The 24,653-nt window shown below is 56.2% G+C and carries 20 protein-coding genes and 1 riboswitch; of the genes, 13 read left to right on the top strand and 7 right to left on the bottom strand.

The features are described 5' to 3' along the window. Positions 1–151: 151 nt before the first annotated feature. From ilvN to leuO, 3 genes are all read right to left on the bottom strand, one after another. A complete protein-coding gene (gene ilvN, locus LDK53_RS18915; protein ID WP_014882536.1) occupies positions 152–643 on the bottom strand; it encodes an acetolactate synthase small subunit in 492 nt (163 codons plus the stop codon). A 1-nt stretch (position 644) separates the two neighbouring features. Continuing rightward, positions 645–2,369, bottom strand: coding sequence for an acetolactate synthase 3 large subunit (gene ilvI, locus LDK53_RS18920; protein WP_025756746.1), 1,725 nt, complete (start codon positions 2,367–2,369; stop codon positions 645–647). 381 nt (positions 2,370–2,750) lie between these two features. Continuing rightward, on the bottom strand, positions 2,751–3,713 hold the full coding sequence (gene leuO / locus LDK53_RS18925) for a transcriptional regulator LeuO (protein WP_032672435.1): 963 nt from the start codon (positions 3,711–3,713) through the stop codon (positions 2,751–2,753). Positions 3,714–4,300: 587 nt separating this feature from the next. Here leuO and leuL point away from each other — a divergent pair. The 5 genes from leuL (at position 4,301) to leuD (ending at position 9,159) form a co-directional block, all read left to right on the top strand. Next, positions 4,301–4,387: a leu operon leader peptide gene (gene leuL / locus LDK53_RS23075; protein WP_071530973.1), complete on the top strand. Its 87-nt coding sequence runs from the start codon at positions 4,301–4,303 to the stop codon at positions 4,385–4,387. Between the two features lie 90 nt (positions 4,388–4,477). Continuing rightward, positions 4,478–6,049 carry a 2-isopropylmalate synthase gene (gene leuA, locus LDK53_RS18935; RefSeq protein ID WP_025758002.1) on the top strand — a complete coding sequence of 524 codons (1,572 nt, stop codon included), beginning with the start codon at positions 4,478–4,480 and terminating at the stop codon, positions 6,047–6,049. After that, on the top strand, positions 6,049–7,140 hold the full coding sequence (leuB, locus tag LDK53_RS18940; protein WP_025758003.1) for a 3-isopropylmalate dehydrogenase: 1,092 nt from the start codon (positions 6,049–6,051) through the stop codon (positions 7,138–7,140). Before leuA ends, leuB begins: the two co-directional genes overlap by 1 nt. Before the next feature lie 2 nt (positions 7,141–7,142). Continuing rightward, the gene (gene leuC / locus LDK53_RS18945) at positions 7,143–8,543 is read left to right on the top strand and encodes a 3-isopropylmalate dehydratase large subunit (protein WP_047957747.1); all 1,401 of its coding nucleotides are present in this window, start codon (positions 7,143–7,145) and stop codon (positions 8,541–8,543) included. 10 nt (positions 8,544–8,553) lie between these two features. Beyond that, the gene (leuD, locus tag LDK53_RS18950) at positions 8,554–9,159 is read left to right on the top strand and encodes a 3-isopropylmalate dehydratase small subunit (protein ID WP_025758004.1); all 606 of its coding nucleotides are present in this window, start codon (positions 8,554–8,556) and stop codon (positions 9,157–9,159) included. A gap of 196 nt (positions 9,160–9,355) precedes the next feature. On the opposite strand, the gene LDK53_RS18955 is transcribed toward leuD, so the two are convergent. Beyond that, positions 9,356–10,534, bottom strand: coding sequence for a sugar efflux transporter (locus LDK53_RS18955; RefSeq protein ID WP_225287809.1), 1,179 nt, complete (start codon positions 10,532–10,534; stop codon positions 9,356–9,358). Positions 10,535–10,654: 120 nt separating this feature from the next. After that, positions 10,655–10,807: a glucose uptake inhibitor SgrT gene (gene sgrT / locus LDK53_RS18960; RefSeq protein WP_032672519.1), complete on the bottom strand. Its 153-nt coding sequence runs from the start codon at positions 10,805–10,807 to the stop codon at positions 10,655–10,657. Positions 10,808–10,895: 88 nt separating this feature from the next. Between sgrT and sgrR the strand changes: the two genes are divergently transcribed. The 4 genes from sgrR to thiQ all read left to right on the top strand — a co-directional run bounded on the left by sgrR (position 10,896) and on the right by thiQ (position 15,974). Then, a complete protein-coding gene (gene sgrR, locus LDK53_RS18965) occupies positions 10,896–12,551 on the top strand; it encodes an HTH-type transcriptional regulator SgrR (protein WP_225287810.1) in 1,656 nt (551 codons plus the stop codon). A 36-nt stretch (positions 12,552–12,587) separates the two neighbouring features. After that, positions 12,588–12,688, top strand: a riboswitch (TPP riboswitch). A 31-nt stretch (positions 12,689–12,719) separates the two neighbouring features. Further along, positions 12,720–13,703, top strand: a complete 984-nt coding sequence (gene thiB, locus LDK53_RS18970; RefSeq protein WP_225287811.1) for a thiamine ABC transporter substrate binding subunit — start codon at positions 12,720–12,722, stop codon at positions 13,701–13,703. Next, complete coding sequence (gene thiP, locus LDK53_RS18975) at positions 13,679–15,289, top strand: thiamine/thiamine pyrophosphate ABC transporter permease ThiP (protein WP_225287812.1); 1,611 nt, start codon at positions 13,679–13,681, stop codon at positions 15,287–15,289. The genes thiB and thiP overlap by 25 nt, the downstream gene beginning before the upstream one ends. Continuing rightward, positions 15,273–15,974, top strand: a complete 702-nt coding sequence (gene thiQ / locus LDK53_RS18980; protein WP_088244069.1) for a thiamine ABC transporter ATP-binding protein ThiQ — start codon at positions 15,273–15,275, stop codon at positions 15,972–15,974. The genes thiP and thiQ overlap by 17 nt, the downstream gene beginning before the upstream one ends. 53 nt (positions 15,975–16,027) lie before the next feature. On the opposite strand, the gene LDK53_RS18985 is transcribed toward thiQ, so the two are convergent. Further along, entirely contained in the window at positions 16,028–16,795 is a 768-nt protein-coding gene (locus LDK53_RS18985) for a DedA family protein (RefSeq protein WP_225287813.1), read from the bottom strand. A gap of 128 nt (positions 16,796–16,923) precedes the next feature. After that, the gene (gene araC, locus LDK53_RS18990) at positions 16,924–17,769 is read right to left on the bottom strand and encodes an arabinose operon transcriptional regulator AraC (protein WP_047957739.1); all 846 of its coding nucleotides are present in this window, start codon (positions 17,767–17,769) and stop codon (positions 16,924–16,926) included. Between the two features lie 337 nt (positions 17,770–18,106). Between araC and araB the strand changes: the two genes are divergently transcribed. The 4 genes from araB (at position 18,107) to polB (ending at position 24,543) form a co-directional block, all read left to right on the top strand. Further along, positions 18,107–19,816 carry a ribulokinase gene (gene araB, locus LDK53_RS18995; protein ID WP_225287814.1) on the top strand — a complete coding sequence of 570 codons (1,710 nt, stop codon included), beginning with the start codon at positions 18,107–18,109 and terminating at the stop codon, positions 19,814–19,816. Positions 19,817–19,826: 10 nt separating this feature from the next. Continuing rightward, on the top strand, positions 19,827–21,329 hold the full coding sequence (gene araA, locus LDK53_RS19000; RefSeq protein WP_045284807.1) for an L-arabinose isomerase: 1,503 nt from the start codon (positions 19,827–19,829) through the stop codon (positions 21,327–21,329). Positions 21,330–21,415: 86 nt separating this feature from the next. Then, complete coding sequence (gene araD / locus LDK53_RS19005) at positions 21,416–22,111, top strand: L-ribulose-5-phosphate 4-epimerase (protein ID WP_025758012.1); 696 nt, start codon at positions 21,416–21,418, stop codon at positions 22,109–22,111. A gap of 74 nt (positions 22,112–22,185) precedes the next feature. Beyond that, the gene (gene polB / locus LDK53_RS19010; RefSeq protein ID WP_225287815.1) at positions 22,186–24,543 is read left to right on the top strand and encodes a DNA polymerase II; all 2,358 of its coding nucleotides are present in this window, start codon (positions 22,186–22,188) and stop codon (positions 24,541–24,543) included. Positions 24,544–24,653: the final 110 nt, after the last annotated feature.

Genomic DNA, 24,653 nt, shown 5'->3' on the forward strand with positions numbered 1-24,653 from the left:
CATGGCCCTGTCAAGGTTATGGTTAAATCTTTTAACATCTAAACGCAGAAAAGCCTTCGCGGCAACCGCTTTTATCTGCGTTGTCGGCTGATTACGCAAAAAAAAGCCCGGCTTTGGTGACCGGGCAGAAAGAGGCGAACCTTTTTGACAACTAACGCATGATTTTCTCGCCGCGTGACAGACCCACTACACCCGATCTCGCCACCTCAACAATTTTGGCTACATCCCGCACGGATGCCAGGAAAGCATCCAGCTTGTCGCTCGTCCCCACCAACTGCACCGTATAAAGAGAAGGCGTGACGTCGATAATCTGTCCGCGGAAAATATCCGCATTGCGTTTGACTTCTTCACGTCCGTAGCCACTGGCCTGAATTTTCACCAGCATGACCTCACGTTCAACGTAGGCACCCTGCCCCAGCTCGCTCACGCGCAGTACGTCGACCAGTTTATGCAGCTGTTTTTCAATTTGCTCAAGGACTTTCGCGTCGCCGACGGTCTGGATCGTCATACGCGACAGCGTTGGGTCATCCGTCGGGGCGACAGTCAGGCTTTCAATGTTATAGCCGCGCTGTGCAAAAAGCCCAATGACGCGCGACAGGGCGCCAGACTCGTTTTCCAGTAAAACAGACAATATCCGGCGCATATCAGGTTCTCTCCGTTTTGCTTAACCACATTTCATCCATACCCCCACCACGAATATGCATCGGATATACGTGCTCGGTGCCATCAACAATGACATCCATAAAGACGAGGCGGTTGTTTTTAACATGTTCAAGCGCTTCTGCGAGCTTCGTTTCCAGCTCAGCCGGCTCAGTCACACGCATGCCAACATGGCCGTATGCTTCTGCGAGGCGTACAAAATCCGGTAGCGATTTCATGTATGACTGTGAGTGACGGCCAGAATAGATCATATCTTGCCACTGCTTCACCATGCCGAGGTAGCCGTTATTCAGGTTCAGCACGAGAACCGGCAGTTCATATTGCAGCGCAGTCGACAGCTCCTGAATGTTCATCTGGATACTGCCATCTCCGGTCACGCAGACGACGGTTTCATTCGGCAGCGCCAGCTTAACGCCCAGCGCGGCGGGCAGACCAAATCCCATCGTTCCTAAACCACCCGAGTTGATCCAGTGTCGCGGTTTATCAAATGGATAATACAAGGCGGCAAACATCTGGTGTTGTCCTACATCGGAGGTCACATACGCTTCACCTTTGGTCAGCCGCCACACCGCTTCGATAACCGCCTGCGGCTTAATGTTTTCACTGTGCGTGTCATATTTCAGACACTGACGCGCACGCCACTGTTCAATCTGCTGCCACCAGTCGCGGATCTCATCCAGCGGCTGGGTAGCACTCTCCTGCCCCAGCAGCTCCAGCATTTGCTCCAGGACCTGTCGGGCATCCCCGACGATCGGCACGTCAGCCGACACCGTTTTTGAGATTGACGTCGGATCGATATCAATGTGCAGGACGGTCGCGTTTGGACAATACTTCGCCAGATTGTTGGTCGTGCGATCGTCAAAGCGCACGCCTACGGCAAAGATCACATCAGAATGGTGCATCGTCATGTTGGCTTCATAGGTGCCGTGCATGCCCAGCATACCCAGTGCCTGACGGTGGGTGGCGGGAAATGCCCCCAGCCCCATCAGCGACGATGCAACAGGAAGATTAAGCTTTTCAATGAGTTCACGCAGCTGGACTTCGCAGGCAGCATTGATCGCGCCGCCACCAACATAGACAACCGGTTTTTTAGCTGCCAGAAGCGTTTGCAACGCGCGCTTAATTTGACCTTTATGGCCTTGCGTGGTTGGGTTGTAGGAACGCATGCTCACCGATTCCGGCCAGACGTAAGGCAGTTTGTTGGCCGGGTTCAGGATATCTTTAGGCAGATCGACTACGACCGGACCCGGACGCCCGCTTGCCGCCAGCCAGAAGGCTTTTTTCAGTACGCCTGGAATGTCTTCGGTTTGCTTGACCAGGAAGCTGTGCTTCACCACGGGACGCGAAATCCCGACCATGTCGCACTCCTGAAACGCATCGTAGCCAATCAGTGAGGTTGCCACCTGCCCGGAGAGGATCACCAGCGGAATAGAGTCCATATACGCCGTTGCAATGCCGGTAATGGCGTTTGTCGCGCCGGGACCGGACGTGACTAAGACCACGCCCACTTCACCCGTCGCACGCGCCAGGCCGTCAGCCATGTGGACCGCCGCCTGCTCGTGACGTACCAGAACATGGTCAATGCCTCCAACCGTATGCAGCGCATCATAAATATCAAGGACCGCGCCGCCAGGGTAGCCGAACACTTGCTTCACGCCCTGGTCGATCAGCGACCGGACGACCATTTCCGCGCCAGACAACATCTCCATGCTTTGCCTCCAGGCATTGTGTTACAGACGGAGTGCCGAAATCATTTCCGCACCGTCTTACGATTGGGATAAACCAATCTTATATTTTTGCAGAGTGTTCTTTACCTTAACCGCTCGTTTTGAGGCAGGCAATTAGCAAACCCGGGGAGACAATCGGTGCCAGAAGCAGAAAAAGCAGCCGTTAACGGAAGATATGGTTAATTCATCTGAGAATGGAGGATGGGATGACGAATCATCGCTGAAAAGCGCGACAATGCAGGAAATCATCTATTTTTGCGAACCAGACAGCCGCCCGAGAAAAAGCACAACAGAATAAAATATCACTACGCTTAATAAACACAGGATAAACCACATAACCTGATGCGATTTATCCTGATGCGTTTACCGGCGACAAATGCTAACAAGCAACTCTTCCATCCACTGATGTCCTTTATCCCGCCCCGCCGCTTCATGCCAGGAGAGATAGCAGGTTCGGCTATTAAGCTTAAGTGGCAGTGGCAAAATTTGCAGATTTAAGGGTTCAGAAAACTCTTCTGCCAGCCAGCGTGGCGCAATGGCCACCAGGTGTGTCTGGGAGACCACATTTAATACGCTGACCATCGCCATGCCCTGATAGGCTACACACGCCTGTTTATCCGCCGTGTCATACCACGGCAGGCTAAAAGAAGCGTACCTGTCGAGAGCAACAACGGCGTGCTGCTCGTTATAAACATCACTTTCTCGTAGCGGAGAAGTCAGGCGCGGATGTTTTTTACTGGCGACCAACACCATTTCATCTTTAAACAGCGGTACGCAGGAAAATTCAGGTCGACGGAACTCTTCATATCCCAGGACAAATTCGATCTCCTGATACCGTAGCTGATGTTCGGTGTTTTGATTAAGAGAGGATTTAAAGACCAAATTGATATTCGGCGCGATCTCTTCCACCTTATTATATATTATCGACGTTAAATAATTATCTAATGGGCTACAGACACAAAGATGAAAAACGCGTTCGCTGCTTAAGGGTTCAAACCCCGAGCCCGGCAGCTCATTTTGTACCAGCTGCAGCGCCTGGCGGATTGAGCCGAATAGCTGGAATGCACGCGCCGTGGGCTGAATCCCCCTGCCATAGCGGACGAACAGTTCATCGTTAAACATAACCTTGAGCCTGGCGACGGCATTACTGACCGCAGGCTGTGACATCCCCAACGTTTGTGCCGCACGGGTGATATTCTGTTCCTGCATGACAGCATCAAACACCGTCAACAGATTCAGGTCCACGGTACGTAACTGCGGTTTAATCCCATCAGCAGCTTGAGCTTGTTTAATATTATTTTCTGGCACTTCAGACTCCACTGTCACGCTACACTCCCTTTGCCAACGTATTGTAATAATCTCGAAAAATATGATTTATCATGCAAATATGACCAGCGAAAGAGAATTGTTTAAAATTCGGAATATATAAAGACACTAAAAGAACGACAATAAAAGGCGCAAATGATATGTTTAACTTTAGGGTTGAGATGAAACCATAAACCAAACAAATATACAATTCCCCGAGAGTTAATGATGACTTAAGTATTATTAAACTGTTATTACCGCTGCACCTCATTACGTTAACAGGCTGTTATTCACCCTCCTTTACCGAAGGGCCTGAATTGATTCATCAAAATTATAACTTAATGATATTAAAACCCTTTACGCCTACAACATACTTAACAGCGGCACCTTTCCGTTTTAAACAAATTATTTTTATTTATTTCCGCAACCTTTTTTCAAGTCCAAAAATAGACAATTAAACAGGTCAAAAAACACAAAACCAGCACAATTAGCTAAAGCAAACAGACTGCACGTATAGGCTGTTAGCGCCGTTTTTATCCTCAGGGGTTGACATGAACGGGCGTATCCAGTACCACTAAAAGCATATTGAATTTAACGGAGCACGATTCATGATTCGCACCATTCGTTTCACCGGTCTACTACTACTAAACGCATCCACTGTGCGCGGTAGACTGGCGGGCGAAATTCAGCGTTGAATCGTCACCAGTAAGACTAAAACCCGCGCCATTGCGCGGGTTTTTTTATGCTCGTAGCAAGGCGCCCTAAGACTGACAAGGACCTAACCCATGAGCCAGCAAGTCATTATTTTCGATACCACTTTACGTGACGGTGAACAGGCATTACAGGCAAGCCTGAGTGTTAAAGAGAAACTGCAGATCGCGCTGGCTCTCGAACGTATGGGTGTCGACGTGATGGAGGTCGGTTTCCCTGTCTCGTCTCCGGGTGATTTCGAATCCGTACAGACCATCGCCCGCACCATCAAAAACAGCCGCGTCTGTGGCCTGGCACGCTGTGTAGAGAAAGACATCGACGTCGCGGCCGAGTCGCTGAAAGTCGCCGAAGCGTTCCGTATCCATACCTTTATTGCGACCTCGCCAATGCATATCGCAACCAAATTGCGCAGCACGCTGGATGAGGTGATTGAACGTGCCGTGTATATGGTTAAGCGCGCACGCAACTATACCGATGACGTTGAATTCTCCTGTGAAGATGCAGGCCGTACGCCAATTGAAGACCTGGCGCGCGTGGTGGAAGCGGCCATCAACGCGGGCGCAAAAACCATCAATATCCCGGACACCGTCGGCTACACCATGCCGTTTGAATTCTCCAGCATCATTACCGGTCTGTATGAGCGCGTACCGAATATTGATAAAGCCATTATCTCCGTTCATACCCATGACGATTTAGGCCTGGCCGTCGGTAACGCCATCGCCGCGGTACATGCTGGCGCACGTCAGGTTGAAGGGGCGATGAACGGCATCGGTGAGCGCGCAGGTAACTGCTCGCTGGAAGAAGTGATCATGGCGATCAAAGTGCGCAAAGACATAATGAACGTGCACACCCGCATTAATCACAACGAAATCTGGCGCACCAGCCAGACCGTCAGCCAGATTTGCAACATGCCAATTCCGGCCAACAAAGCCATTGTCGGTACTGGCGCCTTCGCGCACTCCTCCGGTATTCACCAGGATGGCGTGCTGAAAAACCGCGAAAACTACGAAATCATGACCCCGGAATCTATCGGTCTGAATCAGGTGCAGTTGAACCTGACCTCGCGTTCCGGGCGTGCGGCGGTGAAACACCGTATGGAAGAGATGGGCTATAAGGACAGCGATTACAACATGGATCAGCTGTACGACGCGTTCCTGAAACTGGCCGACAAAAAAGGTCAGGTGTTCGACTATGACCTGGAAGCGCTGGCCTTTATTAACAAGCAGCAGGAAGAGCCGGAGCACTTCCGTCTGGATTACTTCAGCGTCCAGTCCGGCTCCAGCGACATCGCCACGGCGTCCATCAAACTGGCCTGCGGGGATGAGATTAAAGCAGAAGCGGCTAACGGTAACGGCCCTGTCGATGCCATCTACCAGGCGATTAACCGCGTCACCGAATATGACGTTGAGCTGGTGAAATATGACCTGACGGCCAAAGGCCACGGTAAAGATGCGCTGGGGCAGGTGGATATCGTCGTCAATTACAACGGCCGTCGCTTCCACGGCGTAGGTCTGGCGACCGACATCGTGGAATCTTCCGCCAAAGCGATGGTGCATGTCCTGAACAACATCTGGCGCGCCGCCGAAGTCGAGAAAGAGTTGCAACGCAAAGCTCAGAATAAAGAGAACAACAAGGAAACCGTGTAATGTCGAAGAATTACCATATTGCTGTGTTGCCGGGTGACGGTATTGGCCCGGAAGTGATGGCACAGGCGCTGAAAGTACTGGAAGCCGTTCGCGCGCGTTTTGCGATGAAAATCACCACCAGCCACTACGATGTGGGCGGTATTGCGATTGATAACCACGGCACGCCATTGCCGAAAGCCACCGTTGAAGGCTGCGAAAATGCCGATGCCGTGTTGTTTGGTTCCGTCGGTGGCCCCAAATGGGAACACCTGCCTCCCGCAGAGCAGCCCGAGCGCGGTGCGCTGCTGCCGCTGCGTAAGCATTTCAAGCTGTTCAGCAACCTGCGTCCGGCGAAGCTGTATCAGGGGCTGGAAGAGTTCTGCCCGCTGCGCGCGGACATCGCCGCCAATGGGTTTGATATTCTGTGCGTGCGTGAACTGACCGGCGGGATCTATTTCGGTCAGCCCAAAGGACGTGAAGGCAGCGGCCAGCATGAAAAAGCGTTCGATACCGAGGTGTATCACCGTTTCGAAATTGAACGTATCGCTCATATCGCGTTTGAGTCTGCACGCAAGCGCCGTCATAAAGTGACCTCTATTGATAAAGCGAACGTGCTGCAGTCTTCCATTTTATGGCGCGAGATCGTCAGTGAAGTCGCTAAGCAGTACCCGGACGTTGAGCTGTCGCACATGTACATCGACAACGCGACCATGCAGTTGATCAAGGATCCTTCGCAGTTTGATGTCCTGCTGTGCTCCAACCTGTTCGGGGACATTCTTTCGGACGAATGCGCAATGATCACCGGCTCGATGGGCATGCTGCCATCCGCAAGCCTGAACGAAGAAGGGTTTGGCCTGTACGAGCCGGCGGGCGGTTCCGCCCCGGATATCGCGGGCAAAAACATCGCGAACCCGATTGCGCAGATCCTCTCTCTGGCCCTGCTGCTGCGCTACAGCCTGGATGCAGGCGATGCGGCAACCGCAATTGAAAACGCCATTAACCGGGCGTTAGAAGAAGGCGTCCGTACCGGTGATTTAGCACGCGGCACGGCGGCAGTCAGTACTGATGAAATGGGCGACATTATTGCCCGCTATGTCGCGCAAGGGGTGTAATCATGGCCAAAACCTTATATGAAAAATTGTTTGATGCGCACGTTGTTTACGAGGCACCAAACGAAACCCCGCTGCTGTATATCGACCGACATTTGGTACACGAGGTGACCTCTCCTCAGGCATTTGACGGCCTGCGTGCGCACAAGCGTCCGGTACGTCAGCCGGGAAAAACCTTCGCCACGATGGATCACAACGTTTCCACCCAGACCAAAGACATTAATGCCTCGGGTGAGATGGCACGTATCCAGATGCAGGAACTGATTAAGAACTGTAACGAGTTTGGCGTTGAGCTTTACGATCTGAACCACCCTTACCAGGGCATCGTTCACGTGATGGGACCTGAACAGGGGATTACCCTGCCGGGCATGACCATCGTCTGCGGTGACTCCCATACCGCGACCCACGGTGCGTTTGGCGCCCTGGCGTTCGGGATTGGTACCTCTGAAGTTGAACACGTGCTGGCAACGCAGACCCTGAAACAGGGCCGCGCCAAAACCATGAAGATAGAAGTGAAGGGTAAAGCCGCGCCGGGTATTACTGCAAAAGATATCGTGCTGGCGATCATCGGTAAAACCGGCAGCGCGGGCGGTACCGGCCACGTGGTGGAATTCTGCGGCGAGGCCATCCAGGCGCTGAGCATGGAGGGGCGTATGACCCTCTGCAACATGGCCATTGAGATGGGTGCCAAAGCCGGTCTGGTCGCGCCAGATGAAACGACCTTTAACTATGTGAAGGGGCGTCTGCACGCGCCGAAAGGTCAGGATTTTGACGACGCGGTGGCGTACTGGAAAACCCTGAAAACCGACGACGGCGCAACCTTTGATACCGTCGTCACGCTGCAGGCAGAAGAGATTGCACCTCAGGTGACCTGGGGCACCAACCCGGGCCAGGTGATTTCCGTTAACGACACGATTCCTGACCCGGCGTCCTTTACCGATCCGGTGGAGCGTGCCAGTGCGGAAAAAGCGCTGGCCTATATGGGCCTGAAGCCCGGTGTACCGTTAACCGACGTGGCCATTGATAAGGTATTTATCGGTTCCTGCACCAACTCTCGTATTGAAGATTTACGGGCGGCTGCAGAGATTGCCAAAGGCCGCAAAGTGGCGCCGGGCGTGCAGGCGCTGGTCGTTCCAGGCTCCGGTCCGGTGAAAGCTCAGGCGGAAGCCGAAGGTCTGGATAAGATCTTCATCGAGGCAGGTTTCGAGTGGCGCCTGCCTGGCTGCTCCATGTGTCTGGCGATGAACAATGACCGCCTGAATCCGGGCGAGCGTTGCGCTTCCACCAGCAACCGTAACTTTGAAGGCCGTCAGGGCCGCGGTGGGCGTACCCACCTGGTCAGCCCGGCAATGGCCGCCGCTGCGGCAGTCACCGGCCATTTCGCCGATATTCGCAGCCTGAAATAAGGAGACAATCATGGCAGAGAAATTTACCCAACATACCGGCCGGGTTGTCCCCCTGGACGCCGCTAACGTCGATACTGACGCGATCATTCCGAAACAGTTTCTGCAGAAAGTGACGCGTACCGGTTTTGGTGCCCACCTGTTTAATGACTGGCGTTTCCTGGACGACAAAGGCGAAGTGCCGAATCCCGAGTTCGTTCTGAATTTCCCGGAATACAAAGGGGCCTCCATTTTGCTGGCACGGGAAAACTTCGGCTGCGGCTCATCCCGTGAGCACGCGCCCTGGGCACTGACCGACTACGGTTTTAAAGTGGTTATTGCCCCAAGCTTCGCGGACATCTTTTACGGCAACAGCTTTAACAACCAGCTGCTCCCGGTCACGCTGAGCGACGAACAGGTCGATGAACTGTTCGCGCAGGTTAAGGCGAATCCGGGGATGTCGTTTGAGGTGGATCTGGAAGCAGAAGTGGTTAAAGCGGGCGATAAAACCTACCGCTTTAGCATCGATGCGTTCCGTCGTCACTGCATGCTGAACGGTCTGGACAGTATTGGTCTGACCCTGCAGCATGAAGATGCCATTTCAGCCTACGAGAAAAAACAGCCAGCGTTTATGGGCTAAAGGCCATGAAGAGACTAACCTCGCAGTGTCGGAAGTGAAGTTAGTCTCCCCCATCAGTTTTATTGATGTAGGACTCTCCCTGTTTGCCTCTTGCGAAAGCCTGAGGCAAACTGCCTCAGGCACCCGCCACGCACTCTATTTCCCTTCTTCGTACCTGTCAGAAAGTCGTTCCATTTCGTGAAGCCATCTTCCAGAATCAAACATCTTTTACCCGACAGGTAAGCAGCAGCGTCACAACAGATAATCCCGCAATCATCCAGTACACCGAGGCATGTCCGTAACTTTGCGCCAGCGCCCCCTGAATCACGCCCGCCAGGATCACCCCGGTCGAAATACTGTTGGTAAAAAGCGTCGTTGCCGAGCCCGCGCGGCCAGGCATTAAGTCCTGGAACCAGAGCATGCCAATACCGGCGACAATGCCAATAAACACAGCGTTGAACAGCTGCAGCGCCAGTAACGCTTCGCGCGAATGGAAAAGGATCAGCCCCGCGTAAAACAGTACCCCAGCCGCCACCGCCACGATCATCATCCGACGCTTTCCGAAACGCTTAACGTAGTAACCCGCCAGAATCATTGCCGGAATTTCCAGCCCGGCCGCGGTACCCATTAAGATCCCGGCGAGCTTGTCCGGCAAGCCCAGATCGCTGCTGATCCACAGCGGCATATCGATGATGTACATGGTGTTGCAGGTCCACATCAGCGTGGAGGCAATAAACAGCATCCGGACGTTTTTGTCCTGCCAACCGCTCACCTCGGTGATGGGTTTATCCGTCGTCTGTTCAACGCGTGCCACGGACGGCAGGGCAAAGGCGATCAGGAGCAGACTGATGGCAAAAATCCCTGCGGCGATAGAGAACATGGCGGTAAAGCCATAGTTCAGTGCCAGCATAAAGGCCAGCGGCGGGCCAATGACCCACGCCAGCGAGAGCTGCGCACGCATCACCGAGCTGAACATCACCACTTCCCGCGCCGAGTTATCGGCATATTCCCGGGCCAGGGCGAACAGCTGCGGCATGGCGGTGTTCGCCAGCGAGGCCAGCAGCACGCCACAGGTAATGAGCGTCAGATAGTGCCGATTGAAAGCAAAGAGCAGCGCGTTACCCACGGCCATGGCGCAGCAAAAGAGGATCAGCTTACGACGATCGCCCTGGCTGTCCGAACGTTTCGCCAGCGCGAGACTGACCAGGATCCCGGCAACGGCGTTGACGGTATAAAACAGCCCCACCCAAAACGGCTGCGCGCCCACCTCGCGACTGAGAAACAGGCTCAGCGTCGGTGCCTGCAGCGCCCCCGCCACGCCCATCATAAAGGCCACCAGCATAAAAGCGGCATAGACGCCATTCAGGCGTCGCCCCATCGTCATCAACCAGAGCATGCGCAAGTCCTTGTGAAAGCGGATCAAAACCGGGTGAAAGAATAAACGAAAAAAGCCAGCAAAAACATTTTGCTGGCGGGTGATAAGCACCAATACTCAGTCACACATGATCGAGGCGAGTTAGCGAGAAGAGGTCGGTTTCGTAACATCCCACTGCATCAGGTCTTCCAGTATTTTCAGCCGTTGCTCTGCACACTGGCGGGCCAGCCAGGACGTTCCTTTTGTCGCTGAAAAATAGTGCTGATAAAACTGACGTGCGGTAGACCTCTTCATAATTTACCTCCTCACTTCATCGGTAAGGATTATTGGCTTAATATAGGGATTAATAAATTGCTGATTTTTTGTCAGGAGTTCCTCTTTTATGCCTTCTGGTCGACTGCAACAACAATTTATCCGCCTCTGGCAGTGCTGCGAGGGGCAATCGCAGGAGACCACGCTGAACGAGCTGGCCGACCTGCTGAGCTGCTCCCGCCGCCATATGCGTACGCTGCTCAATACCATGCAGCAGCAGGGCTGGTTAAGCTGGGAAGCGGAGGCGGGACGCGGTAAACGATCGCGCCTGACCTTCCTCTATACCGGGCTGGCGTTGCAACAGCAGCGCGCCGAAGACCTGCTGGAGCAGGACCGAATTGACCAGCTGGTGCAGCTGGTGGGCGATAAAGCCGCGGTGCGCCAGATGCTGGTTTCCCATCTCGGACGCAGTTTCCGCCAGGGCCGTCACATCCTGCGGGTCCTCTACTATCGGCCGATGAAAAACCTGTTGCCCGGCACGGCCTTACGCCGCTCAGAAACCCACATGGCGCGACAAATCTTCAGCGGCCTGACGCGGATAAATGAGGAAAATGGGGAACTGGAAGCAGATATCGCTCACCACTGGCAGCAGCTTTCCCCGCTTCACTGGCGCTTTTTTTTACGCCCCGGCATCCACTTTCATCATGGCCGCGAGCTGGAAATGCACGACGTCATCACCTCTCTGGAACGCGCCCGCACGCTGCCGCTCTACTCGCATATTTCGCGCGTCCACTCGCCAACGGCATGGACGCTGGATATTGAGCTTTCAGAACAGGACCAGTGGCTCCCCTGGCTGCTGGGCTATGTGCCGTCAATGATTTTGCCCGGCGAGTGGGAATCGATGAACAATTTTGCCAGCCTGCCGATAGGTACCGGGCCCTACGCCGTCTCCCGTAATAATAACAACCAGCTGAAAATCCGTGCGTTTGATGACTACTTTGGCTATCGGGCGCTGATCGACGAAGTGAATGTGTGGGTATTACCGGATCTGAATGAAGAGCTGAGCGCCGGCCTGACGCTGGAAGGTCCCACCACGGGAGAAAAGGCCGTGGAGAGTCGCCTGGAGGAGGGATGCTACTATCTGCTGTTCGACAGCCGCACCCACCGCGGGGCCAACCCGGCCGTCCGTAAGTGGATCAGCCATATACTGTCCCCTTCCAACCTGATCTACCATGCGGAAGAGCAGTATCAGACCTACTGGTTCCCGGCGTACGGCCTGCTACCGCGCTGGCACCATGCCCGCCCGGCGCACGCCGACAAACCTGCTGGGCTGGAGTCCATCTCACTGACCTACTACCGCGAGCATGTGGAGCATCGTTTTATCGCCAGGATCATGACCAGGCTGCTGGCAGCGGAAGGCGTCAGGCTGGAGATCAGGGAAGTGGATTATCACGAATGGCACCAGGGGGAGATAACCAGTGATATCTGGCTGAACAGCGCCAACTTCACCCTGCCGCTCGATTTTTCATTATTCTCGCACCTTTATGAGGTCCCGCTGATCCAGCACTGCATCGACCGTGACTGGCAACAGGATGCCGCCCGGTGGCGTGCGGGCGAGATGAATCTTGCCGTATGGTGCCAGCAGCTGCTGGCTGAACAGGCGATCGTTCCCTTGATCCACCACTGGCTGATGATCCAGGGACAACGCAGTATGCGAGGCCTGCGGATGAATACCCTGGGCTGGTTCGATTTCAAATCGGCCTGGTTTGCCCCGCCGGAACCATAACGCTTTCGTAATATTCACCAAATCATTACAATACCGCCGTTCTCAACGGGGTGCTGCATCACAGATGTGCGCTGAGATAATACCCGTCGAACCTGATCCGGATAACGCCGGCGAAGGGATTTGAGGCTGTCGCTCAAAATCCTTTGCCACTCAACCCTGAGGTGCAAAGTGTTAAAAAAAGTTCTTCCCCTGCTGGCGCTGTTTGCGCTGCCTGCTTTAGCTAAGCCCGTTCTGACGGTCTACACCTACGACTCTTTCTCTGCCGACTGGGGCCCTGGCCCGGCCGTCAAAAAAGCCTTTGAAGCGGACTGCAACTGCGAACTGAAGTTCGTGGCGCTGGAGGACGGCGTTTCCCTGCTCAACCGTCTGCGCATGGAAGGAAAAAACAGCAAAGCGGATGTGGTGCTCGGGCTCGATAACAACCTGCTGGAGGCCGCCTCGCAAACCAAACTCTTTGCCAAAAGCGGCGTAGCGGCAGAAGCCGTTAACGTGCCTGGCGGCTGGAAAAACGACACCTTTGTGCCGTTCGACTACGGCTACTTTGCTTTTGTCTATGACAAAAACAAGCTGAAAAACCCGCCGAAGAGCCTGAAAGAGCTGGTGGAAAGCGACCAGAAATGGCGTGTAATTTATGAAGACCCACGCACCAGTACGCCGGGTCTGGGCCTGCTGCTGTGGATGCAAAAAGTCTACGGGGACAAAGCGCCCCAGGCGTGGCAGAAGCTGGCCGCCAAAACCGTGACGGTGACCAAAGGCTGGAGCGAAGCCTATGGCCTGTTCCTGAAAGGCGAAAGCGACCTGGTGTTGAGCTACACCACCTCTCCGGCTTACCACATTATCGCCGAGAAGAAAGATAACTATGCCGCTGCTGATTTTGCTGAAGGGCATTATCTGCAGGTGGAAGCGGCCGCGCGTACCGCCGCCAGCAAACAGCCGGAGCTGGCAGAAAAATTTCTGAAATTTATGGTATCACCCGCCTTCCAGAACGCCATTCCGGCAGGAAACTGGATGTATCCCGTCACGAATGTTGCGCTACCAGCAGGGTTCGAGCAGCTGACCAAACCAAAAACCTCGCTGGAATTTACGCCGCAGCAGGTCGCCGCGCAGCGTGCAGCATGGGTAAGTGAATGGCAACGCGCCGTCAGCCGTTAATTCCCGGCTGGTTACTGCCCGGGCTGCTCGCCGCCGGCGTGATGGTGGCGGTCAGTCTGGGTGCCTTTCTTGCGTTGTGGTTTAACGCGCCAGAGAGCGACCTGCTCGCGCTCTGGCACGACAGCTATCTCTGGCACGTCATCCGTTTTTCATTCTGGCAGGCGTTTCTGTCTGCCCTGCTGTCGGTCATTCCGGCCATTTTTCTTGCGCGCGCGCTCTATCGCAGGCGTTTCCCCGGCAGGCAGGCCCTGCTGCGCCTGTGCGCCATGACCCTGATCCTGCCCGTGCTGGTGGCCGTTTTTGGCATTCTGAGCGTTTACGGCCGCCAGGGCTGGCTGGCCTCTCTGTGCGGCCTGCTTGGTCTTGAATGGACCTTCTCGCCTTACGGACTGAAGGGCATTTTGCTGGCGCACGTGTTTTTCAATATGCCGATGGCGACACGCCTCTTTTTGCAGGCGCTGGAGAACATTCCCGGCGAACAGCGTCAGATTGCCGCCCAGCTTGGTATGCGCGGCACCTCATTCTTCCGCTTTGTCGAATGGCCGTGGCTGCGCCGCCAGCTCCCGCCCGTAGCGGCATTGATCTTCATGCTCTGCTTTGCCAGCTTTGCAACCGTGCTTTCACTCGGCGGCGGGCCGCAGGCCACCACCATTGAGCTGGCGATTTACCAGGCGCTGAGTTACGACTACGATCCCGGACGCGCCGCGCTGCTGGCGATAGTCCAGATGACGTGCTGTCTGGCTCTGGTCATGCTCAGCCAGCGCCTGAGTAAAGCCATTCCCCCTGGCAGTAATCAGATAGCGGGCTGGCGCGATCCGCAGGACAGCCTGCACAGCCGCATCTCCGATTTTCTCCTGATTGCGCTGGCGCTGGCGCTGCTGCTGCCGCCGCTGCTGGCCGTTATCATTGACGGTCTGAACCTCAATCTTCTGTCCGTTCTGCAACAGCCTGTCCTCTGGCAGGCCACCGGGACCTCGCTTCGCATTGCGCTGGCGGCCGGGCTGCTGTGCGTCATGCTGACCATGATGCTGCTGTGGAGCAGCCGTGAACTCTATGCCCGGCAGGCCCGAAAGGCCGGACACGCGCTGGAGCTGACTGGCATGCTGATTCTGGCCATGCCAGGCATCGTGCTGGCGACGGGCTTCTTCCTGCTGTTCAACAGCACCCTCGGCCTGCCGGACAGCGCTGACGGCATTGTGATCTTTACCAATGCGTTAATGGCCATCCCTTACGCGCTCAAGGTACTGGAAAACCCGATGCGCGATGTCAACAGCCACTACAGTTTGCTCTGTCAGTCGCTGGGGATGCAGGGCTGGCAACGGCTGAAGGTGGTCGAATTACGCGCGCTAAAACGCCCGCTGGCGCAGGCGCTGGCGTTTGCCTGCGTGCTCTCCATTGGTGACTTTGGGGTCGTGGCGCTGTTTGGCAATGACAATTTCCGTACGCTGCCCTACTGGCTGTATCAGCAAATCGGCTCTTACCGCAGCCAGGACGGCGCGGTTACCGCGCTGTTACTGCTGCTGCTGTGCTTTGCTTTATTTACCGTAATCGAAAAACTTCCGGGGCGTAATGTTAAAACTGACTGATGTAACCTGGCTCTATCAGCATCTGCCGATGCGCTTCACGCTCTCCGTGCGCCAGGGAGAGATGATTGCTGTGCTCGGACCAAGCGGAGCGGGCAAAAGCACGCTGCTTAATTTGATTGCGGGTTTTCTGCAGCCGGCGAGCGGATCGATAGTCATTGAAAACCGGGACCATACCCACACGCCCCCCGCAAAACGTCCTGTCTCCATGCTGTTTCAGGAAAATAACCTGTTTACCCATCTGACAGTGCGGCAGAACATTGCTCTCGGGATGGATCCGGGACTCAAGCTGAACGCAGCCCAACGTCAAAAGCTGGAGAACATTGCCACACAGATGGGGATCATCGGGTTTATCGACAGACTGCCGGGCGAGCTCTCTGGCGGCCAGCGTCAGCGCGTGGCGCTGGCGCGGTGTCTGGTGCGCGAACAGCCGGTCCTGCTGCTGGATGAGCCGTTCTCTGCGCTCGATCCCGCCCTGCGCCAGGAGATGCTGGCGCTGGTGCAGGAGGTCTGTCAACGCCAGCAGCTGACGATGCTGATGGTGTCGCACAGCATCGAGGATGCCGCACGGATTGCGCCGCGATCGGTAGTGATCGCGGAGGGACGCATTTTGTGGGATGGAGCAACAGAAGCGCTGCTGAGTGGTAAAGCGGGGGCGTCTTCATTGTTGGGCATTCCTGCGGCCTGATGCCCTCACCCTGCCCCTCTCCCATGTACAGTCCGGGGAGAGGGAAAACAACATCAACGGCTCACAACCTTCAACAGGATCTCACCGTACACCGGCATCAGCGGGTGACGAATCAACGCCACCAGCGCCACCACCGCCACGCCCAGCGTCAGCGGTGCCAGCCACAACAGGCGAGCGCGGGGAAGATAGCGCGTCAGGCGATCGATATTCGCTTTCGCACTGCGCCACAGACGCCAGCACAGCCATGCCGCCAGCCACAGCAGCAGCGCGGTACCCAGCAGCAGCCACTTAAACTCGCCGCTTTGCATACCGTCAGGAATATCGATGGCCGCACCCGCGAGGATCCCCGGCAGGAAGTAGAACGGCGGCCAGAAGACGCAGCCGATAATATTCGGCACTACGAATTTTGCGACCGGCAGATCCAGCATCCCGGCGACCATGGGAACCAGCGGACGCGTGGGGCCGACAAAGCGGCCGACGAGAATGGTAAACATGCTGTGCTGGTGCAGCGCATGCTCGGTTTTATCCAGCAAGGCTTTGTTCTTTTTCATGAACGACCAGCGGTGCAGCGGCCTCTTAAAGCGCCAGCCCAGCCAGAAAGAGATCCAGTCGCCCAGCAGACAGCCGACGATCCCGGCCAGCCACGCCTGCCAGAAATTGACCTCACCGCTGCCAATCAGCGCGCCAAGCCCTGCCATCATCACGGTGCCGGGCAGGATTAACCCCACGAGCGCCAGCGATTCCAGAAAGGCCACCAGCGCCACGGCGATGAGCGAATACATAACGGACTGGGTAATAAAGTGTTCCAGCAATGCCTGCATAACTATTCCGGTCAGAAAACGAATCAGCGATTCTGCTTAGCGCCCCGCACCGCGTCAAGGCAACAATTGTCTGAATAGTTTACAGGTTGCTTTGAGCATTCACCTGTTTGTTTATCTTTTTTTACCGTTCATTCACAACCCGCGCGGAATTCGCTCGGGCTGGCGCCGGTACACTTTTTAAAGACACGAGAAAAATAGAGCTGATCTTCAAAGCCTACGTTGCGCCCCACGGTGGCGATCGGCATCCGGGTGGTGCTGAGCAGAAGCTTCGCCTGGCTTATCCGCTGATCCTCACGCCAGCTCAGCACGCTGACGCCAAGCTGCTGACGAAACAGATGCGACAGCCGCGACGGTGAGAGACAAACATGCTGGGCAACGCTGGCGATATCAAACTGGCTATCGGCCAGATGGTCACTGATGTACTGGCAGGCATCGCGCACGCGGTTATCCAGCGGCGGATTCAGCGACGCGTTAATCGCCTCCATCCGTCGCAGCAGCAGTTGTTCAAGCAGGTTAATCGCCAGCAGTTCGGCATAACGGCCTCCCGCCTGCCCCGCCTCAATAATCTGCGCAAAAAGCTCGCGAAACTGCGCCAGATGCGCCTCATCCGGGCGGTAATAACCGGTATGCGCAAAAATGGCTGGCCATGAAAGCCACTCCTGCCAGTAGGCGCGCGGACGGAAGTAGACCCACTGGTGATACCACTCTTTGGCATCCGGGTGACGGCCATAATGGTGGATCTCTCCCGGGGGGAACAGCAGGATGTCACCGGGGCGGCAGATGAACTGCTGGTCACCATTCTTGATAACTCCCTCCCCTCGCACGGTCAGGTTGAGAATATAACCTTTCATCCCGAGCGGTCGGTCAATGTAAAAATCGAGATATCCCTCAGCCTCGATAGGGGTCAGCCCCGCCACAAGGTGCGCGTTAAACGAGTATCCCGGCAGCAGGGGATCGTTTTGCGTTTCGGCCATAGATTCAGTTCTCCCAAGGGTCCTGAAGGAAACCAATTGTCCATATCATTAAAAGCAGGTCAAAAATGGTCTGCGAAAAGATCTCAAAAGCGTTATGCCTCTTTTACGTCCGCCATGTTTCAGCCTTTCCCCCTGATTTCTCCGCCAGAGCAGGCAGATCAGCAGTAACAAAAGTGTCTATAAGTGCGGCAGAAATGTCCACATTGAATATTTGCACGGCGTCACACTTTCCGTTGTAACAGCAATTTAGTCCATAAGATTAGCGGATCCTGCCTGACGATTTTCGCCCCCAGTCTCTAATGTTCTTCCATACCTGTTTTTTCGATGGAGCAACACCATGGCAATTGCGATTGGCCTCGATTTTGGCAGCGATTCGGTTCGCGCGCTGGCAGTGGACTGTACGTCCGGCCAGGAGATAGCAACCAGCGTTGAGTGGTACCCGCGCTGGCAAGAGGGGCGCTACTGCGATGCGCCAAACAACCAGTTCCGTCACCACCCGCGTGACTACATTGAGTCGATGGAAGCGGCAATCAAAACCGTCCTTGCTGACCTGACTGAGGCCCAGCGGGCAGAGATAGTCGGGATTGGCGTCGACAGCACCGGCTCCACCCCCGCCCCTGTGGATGCCGAAGGGCGCGTACTCGCGCTGCGCCCTGAGTTTGCCGACAACCCGAACGCCATGTTCGTGTTGTGGAAAGACCATACCGCCGTGGAAGAGGCCGAAGCCATCACCCGCCGGTGCCATCAGCCAGGTAAAACAGACTACTCGCGCTACATTGGCGGGATTTACTCCAGCGAATGGTTCTGGGCCAAGATCCTGCACGTTACCCGCGCGGACGCATCCGTTGCCCAGGCAGCCGTCTCCTGGATTGAACTGTGCGACTGGGTTCCCGCCCTGCTCTCTGGCACCACGCGGCCACAGGATATCCGCCGCGGCCGCTGCAGCGCCGGACATAAATCCCTCTGGCACGAAAGCTGGGGCGGCCTGCCTCCGGCGGCGTTCTTCGATGAACTCGACCCGATCATCAACAAAAACCTGAAATACCCGCTGTTTACCGACACCTTCACCGCCGATATTCCCGTCGGCACGCTTTGCGAAGAGTGGGCGACGCGTCTTGGCCTGCCGCAGAACGTGGCGATCTCCGGCGGCGCGTTTGACTGCCATATGGGCGCCGTCGGTGCCGGCGCGCAGCCTAATACGCTGGTGAAAGTGATTGGCACCTCAACCTGCGACATCCTGACGGCGGATAAAGCCACCGTCGGCGAGCGTGCGGTGAAAGGCATCTGCGGCCAGGTTGACGGCAGCGTGGTGCCGGACTTCATCGGCCTCGAAGCCGGTCAGTCCGCATTTGGCGATATCTACGCCTGGTTTGGTCGCGTGCTGGGCTGGCCGCTGGACCAGCTGGCGGCAACGCATCCTGAACTGAAAACCCAGATCGCCGAGAGTAAAAAACAGCTTCTGCCGCAGCTCACGGACGCCTGGGCGAAAAATCCGTCTCTCGATCACTTGCCGGTAGTGCTGGATTGGTTTAACGGTCGCCGCACGCCGTTTGCCAACCAGCGCCTGAAAGGGGTCATTACCGATCTCAACCTCGCGACCGACGCACCGGCGCTGTTCGGTGGCCTGATTGCCGCCACCGCCTTCGGTGCCCGCGCGATTATGGAATGCTTCACCGAGCAGGGCATCGACGTGAATAACGTGATGGCGCTGGGGGGCATTGCCCGTAAAAACCCGGTCATCATGCAGGCCTGCTGCGACGTGCTGAACCGTCCGCTGCAGATTGTCGCGTCCGATCAATGCTGCGCGTTGGGCGCGGCAATTTTTGCCGCCGTGGCTGCCGGTGTTCATGCCGATATCCCGACTGCGCAGCAGCACATGGCAAGCGCCGTTGAAAATACGCTCCAGCCGCGTACCCAGCAGGCACAACGCTTCGAACAGCTTTATCAGCGCTACCAGCAATGGGCAAAAAGCGCCGAACTTCACTATCTCCCTGTCGCCGCCCCGGCCAAAAGCACCGCGGACACTACGGCAACCCTGACCCATTAAGGACACGATGATGACCATTTTTAATAATTATGAAGTGTGGTTTGTGATTGGCAGCCAGCATCTGTACGGACCACAGGCGCTGCAGCAGGTAACGAAACACGCGGAGCACGTTGTTAACGCGCTGAATGCGGAAGCCAAACTGCCCTGCAAACTGGTGCTGAAACCGCTGGGCACGACGCCGGATGAGATCACCCATATCTGCCGCGACGCGAACTACGACGACAAATGCGCCGGTCTGGTGGTGTGGCTGCACACCTTCTCACCGGCCAAAATGTGGATCAACGGTCTCTCCATCCTTAACAAACCGCTGCTGCAGTTCCATACCCAGTTCAACGCCTCCTTGCCGTGGGACAGCATTGACATGGACTTCATGAACCTGAACCAGACCGCGCACGGCGGCCGCGAGTTCGGCTTCATCGGCGCGCGTATGCGTCAGCAGCACGCGGTGGTGACCGGCCACTGGCAGGACGGCCATGCACAACAACGTATCGGCTCCTGGATGCGCCAGGCGGTCTCTAAACAGGACACCCGCCATCTGAAAGTGGTGCGTTTTGGCGACAACATGCGTGAAGTGGCGGTGACCGACGGTGACAAAGTGGCCGCGCAGATCAAGTTTGGCTTCTCCGTCAACACCTGGGCCGTGGGCGACCTGGTACAGGTGGTGAATGAAATCAGCGACGGCGACGTCAGCGCGCTGGTGGATGAGTACGAAAGCCGCTACCGCCTGACGCCTGCGGCACAAATCAACGGCGACAAGCGCCAGAACGTGCTGGATGCGGCGCGCATTGAGCTGGGCATGAAGCGCTTCCTGGAACAGGGCGGTTTCCACGCCTTTACCACGACGTTTGAAGATCTTCATGGCCTGAAACAGCTGCCCGGCCTGGCAGTACAACGTCTGATGCAGCAGGGCTACGGCTTTGCCGGGGAAGGCGACTGGAAAACTGCCGCTCTGCTTCGCATCATGAAGGTGATGTCGACCGGTCTGCAGGGCGGCACCTCCTTCATGGAGGACTACACCTACCACTTCGAGAACGGCAACGATCTGGTGCTCGGCTCACACATGCTTGAAGTGTGCCCTTCTATCGCGGTGGAAGAGAAGCCGATCCTGGACGTGCAGTACCTCGGCATTGGCGGTAAAGCCGATCCGGCACGTCTGATCTTCAACACCCGTACCGGCCCGGCCATCAACGCCAGCCTGATCGATCTGGGGGATCGTTTCCGCCTGCTGGTGAACTGCGTTGATGCCGTTGAAACGCCCCATTCACTGCCAAAACTGCCGGTCGCTAACGCCCTGTGGAAAGCACAGCCGGATCTGCCAACCGCGTCAGAAGCGTGGATCCTGGCCGGCGGCGCGCACCATACCGTCTTCAGCCACGCGCTGGATCTGAACGACATGCGTCAGTTCGCCGAGCTGCACGACATCGAACTGACCGTGATTGATAACGATACCCGCCTGCCGGCTTTCAAAGACGCGCTGCGCTGGAACGAAGTTTATTACGGTTCAAAACGCTAAGCCCTGAATGCCCGGTGGCGCTGCGTTGACCGGGCCTACGGTTCTGTAGGCCGGATAAGCGAAGCGCCATCCGGCAGGAGACAACAATGTTAGACGATCTCAAACGTCAGGTTCTTGAAGCTAACCTGGCGCTGCCGAAACACAATCTCGTCACCCTCACCTGGGGCAACGTGAGCGCCGTTGACCGCGAAAAAGGCGTCTTCGTGATCAAGCCTTCCGGCGTGGATTACACGGTGATGACCGCAGACGATATGGTCGTTGTCAGCATCGAAACGGGTGAAGTGGTGGAAGGGAACAAAAAGCCCTCCTCCGATACGCCAACCCACCGGTTGCTGTACCGTTCATTTCCGACCATCGGCGGTATTGTGCATACCCATTCGCGCCATGCCACCATCTGGGCGCAGGCGGGCCAGTCCATCCCGGCGACCGGCACCACCCACGCAGACTACTTTTACGGCACCATCCCCTGCACGCGCCTGATGACCGACGCTGAAATTAACGGCGAGTACGAGTGGGAAACCGGCAACGTAATTGTTGAAACCTTCGAGAAACAGGGAATCGACGCGGCGCAAATGCCCGGCGTGCTGGTACACTCCCACGGCCCCTTTGCCTGGGGTAAAAACGCGGAAGATGCGGTGCATAACGCGATTGTGCTCGAAGAAGTTGCCTATATGGGGATCTTCTGTCGCCAGCTGGCACCACAGCTGCCGGACATGCAGCAAACCCTGCTGGATAAGCATTATCTGCGCAAGCACGGTGCAAAGGCCTACTACGGGCAGTAAACTGTATATATCCCCAGCATAAAACATTCAACCAGGCTATAATCAGGCCTGGTTTTGTTTTATGGGATAACGGCGTGGCGCAGGCGCAAGAAGGCTTTTTACTGACCCGACACTGGCGGGATACCCCTCAGGGCACTGAAGTTGAATTCTGGCTGGCAACGGACAACGGCCCGCTGCAGGTCACGCTGCCCCCGCAGGAGTCCGTCGCGTTTATTCCTGAAGCGCATGTCGGGAAAGTAAAGCAGCTGCTGCGCGGCGAAAACGGCTGGCGTTTGACGCCGCTTGAACTGAAAGACTTCCACCGTCAGCCGGTTTTCGGCCTCTACTGCCGCGCACATCGCCAGCTGATGCGCTATGAAAAACTGCTTCGTGAAGCGGGCGTGACGCTCTACGAAGCCGATATCCGCCCACCTGAACGCTTTCTGATGGAGCGGTTTATTACCGCTCCCGTCTGGGTCGATGGCTCATTGCAAAACGGCAAAATTAGCAACGCGCGCCTGAAGCCGAACCCGCACTACCGCCCGCCGCTAAAATGGGTGTCGCTGGATATTGAAACCACCCGCCACGGTGAACTGTACTGCATCGGTCTTGAAGGCTGCGGCGATCGCGTTGTCTATATGCTTGGGCCGCCGAACGGTGATGCCTCCGCGCTGGATTTCCGGCTTGAGTATGTTAACAGCCGGCCACAGCTGCTGGAGAAGCTCAACCAGTGGTTTAACGACTACGATCCCGACGTCCTGATCGGCTGGAACGTGGTGCAGTTCGACCTGCGCGTACTGCAAAAACACGCCGAGCGGTATCGCATCCCGCTGATGCTCGGGCGCGGCAACAACGAGCTGGAGTGGCGCGAACACGGTTTTAAAAACGGCGTCTTCTTCGCCCAGGCGACTGGCCGCCTGATTATCGACGGCATTGAGGCGCTGAAATCCGCCTTCTGGAATTTCTCTTCCTTCTCCCTTGAAGCGGTCGCACAGGAGCTGCTTGGCGAGGGCAAATCCATCGACAACCCCTGGGACAGAATGGATGAGATTGACCGGCGCTTTAACGAAGATAAACCGGCGCTCGCCACCTATAACCTGAAAGATTGCGAGCTGGTCACGCAGATTTTCCACAAAACCGAGATCATGCCCTTTCTGCTGGAGCGTGCGACGGTGAACGGTCTTGCGGCTGACAGGCACGGCGGCTCCGTGGCGGCCTTTAGCCACCTCTACTTCCCCCGGATGCACCGGGCAGGCTATGTCGCCCCTAACCTCGGCGAGGTGCCGCCGCAGGCCAGCCCTGGCGGCTACGTTATGGATTCCAGGCCAGGACTGTATGACTCCGTACTGGTCCTCGATTACAAAAGCCTCTATCCGTCGATTATCCGCACCTTTCTGATCGATCCCGTCGGGTTGATTGAGGGCATGGCCCAGCCGGATGATGAACACAGCACAGAAGGCTTCCTCGGCGCCCGCTTCTCGCGGGAAAAACACTGCCTGCCTGACATTGTGGGAAATATCTGGCACGGCCGCGACGAGGCAAAGCGCCACGGCAACAAGCCACTCTCACAAGCGCTGAAAATCATCATGAATGCCTTTTACGGGGTACTGGGCACCAGCGCCTGTCGCTTCTTCGACCCACGGCTGGCCTCCTCGATCACCATGCGCGGGCACGAGATTATGCGCCAGACCAAAGCGCTGATTGAATCTCAGGGCTATGACGTCATCTACGGCGACACGGACTCCACCTTTGTGTGGCTTAAGGGCGTGCATTCAGAAGAGGATGCCGCGCGCATCGGCAAAACGCTGGTCGAATTCGTGAACGGCTGGTGGCAGGAGCATTTGCAAAAAGCGCGGTTAACCAGCGCACTGGAGCTGGAATTTGAAACCCATTTCGCCCGCTTTTTAATGCCCACGATTCGCGGGACCGATCAGGGCAGCAAGAAGCGCTACGCCGGACTGATTCAGGAAGGCGACACGCAGCGGATGGTCTTTAAAGGGCTGGAGACCGTACGTACCGACTGGACGCCCCTGGCGCAGCAGTTCCAGCAAACACTCTATCTGCGGGTGTTTCGCAATGAGCCCTATCAGGATTACGTGCGCGAGACGATAGCCAGCCTGATGGCGGGTGAGCTTGACGCACAGTTGGTCTATCGCAAGCGCCTGCGCCGCCCGCTCGCAGAGTACCAGCGTAACGTCCCTCCCCACGTTCGCGCCGCGCGGCTGGCGGATGAAGAAAACGTGCGCCGGGGTCGTGCGCCGCAGTATCAGAACCGGGGAACCATTAAATATGTCTGGACGATTAACGGCCCGGAACCCGTGGATTATCAACACTCTCCTCTGGATTACGATCACTATCTGACGCGTCAGCTTCAGCCCGTCGCAGACGGAATTTTGCCCTTCATCGACGACGATTTTGCTACACTGGTTACAGGGCAACTTGGCCTATTTTGACGCGTGACGAAATGGCTGCCATCCAGTACCATAGCGCCCTTTCCATTCCCGGACCCATTTTTCGATGACCGTCTTTTTTGACGGGGTCGAACTATTGCCTGCAATTAAAG

The organism is Enterobacter sp. K16B, from assembly GCF_020216105.1.
In the GTDB taxonomy this organism is placed as follows: domain Bacteria; phylum Pseudomonadota; class Gammaproteobacteria; order Enterobacterales; family Enterobacteriaceae; genus Enterobacter; species Enterobacter sichuanensis.

Excerpts from the sequence above, each read along its gene's own strand:
- ilvN (WP_014882536.1), bottom strand. The coding sequence starts at position 643 with ATGCGCCGGATATTGTCTGTTTTACTGGAAAACGAGTCTGGCGCCCTG.
- ilvI (WP_025756746.1), bottom strand. The coding sequence starts at position 2,369 with ATGGAGATGTTGTCTGGCGCGGAAATGGTCGTCCGGTCGCTGATCGAC.
- leuL (WP_071530973.1), top strand. The coding sequence starts at position 4,301 with ATGATTCGCACCATTCGTTTCACCGGTCTACTACTACTAAACGCATCC.
- leuA (WP_025758002.1), top strand. The coding sequence starts at position 4,478 with ATGAGCCAGCAAGTCATTATTTTCGATACCACTTTACGTGACGGTGAA.
- leuB (WP_025758003.1), top strand. The coding sequence starts at position 6,049 with ATGTCGAAGAATTACCATATTGCTGTGTTGCCGGGTGACGGTATTGGC.
- leuC (WP_047957747.1), top strand. The coding sequence starts at position 7,143 with ATGGCCAAAACCTTATATGAAAAATTGTTTGATGCGCACGTTGTTTAC.
- leuD (WP_025758004.1), top strand. The coding sequence starts at position 8,554 with ATGGCAGAGAAATTTACCCAACATACCGGCCGGGTTGTCCCCCTGGAC.
- LDK53_RS18955 (WP_225287809.1), bottom strand. The coding sequence starts at position 10,534 with ATGCTCTGGTTGATGACGATGGGGCGACGCCTGAATGGCGTCTATGCC.
- sgrT (WP_032672519.1), bottom strand. The coding sequence starts at position 10,807 with ATGAAGAGGTCTACCGCACGTCAGTTTTATCAGCACTATTTTTCAGCG.
- sgrR (WP_225287810.1), top strand. The coding sequence starts at position 10,896 with ATGCCTTCTGGTCGACTGCAACAACAATTTATCCGCCTCTGGCAGTGC.
- thiP (WP_225287812.1), top strand. The coding sequence starts at position 13,679 with ATGGCAACGCGCCGTCAGCCGTTAATTCCCGGCTGGTTACTGCCCGGG.
- thiQ (WP_088244069.1), top strand. The coding sequence starts at position 15,273 with ATGTTAAAACTGACTGATGTAACCTGGCTCTATCAGCATCTGCCGATG.
- LDK53_RS18985 (WP_225287813.1), bottom strand. The coding sequence starts at position 16,795 with ATGCAGGCATTGCTGGAACACTTTATTACCCAGTCCGTTATGTATTCG.
- araC (WP_047957739.1), bottom strand. The coding sequence starts at position 17,769 with ATGGCCGAAACGCAAAACGATCCCCTGCTGCCGGGATACTCGTTTAAC.
- araB (WP_225287814.1), top strand. The coding sequence starts at position 18,107 with ATGGCAATTGCGATTGGCCTCGATTTTGGCAGCGATTCGGTTCGCGCG.
- araA (WP_045284807.1), top strand. The coding sequence starts at position 19,827 with ATGACCATTTTTAATAATTATGAAGTGTGGTTTGTGATTGGCAGCCAG.
- araD (WP_025758012.1), top strand. The coding sequence starts at position 21,416 with ATGTTAGACGATCTCAAACGTCAGGTTCTTGAAGCTAACCTGGCGCTG.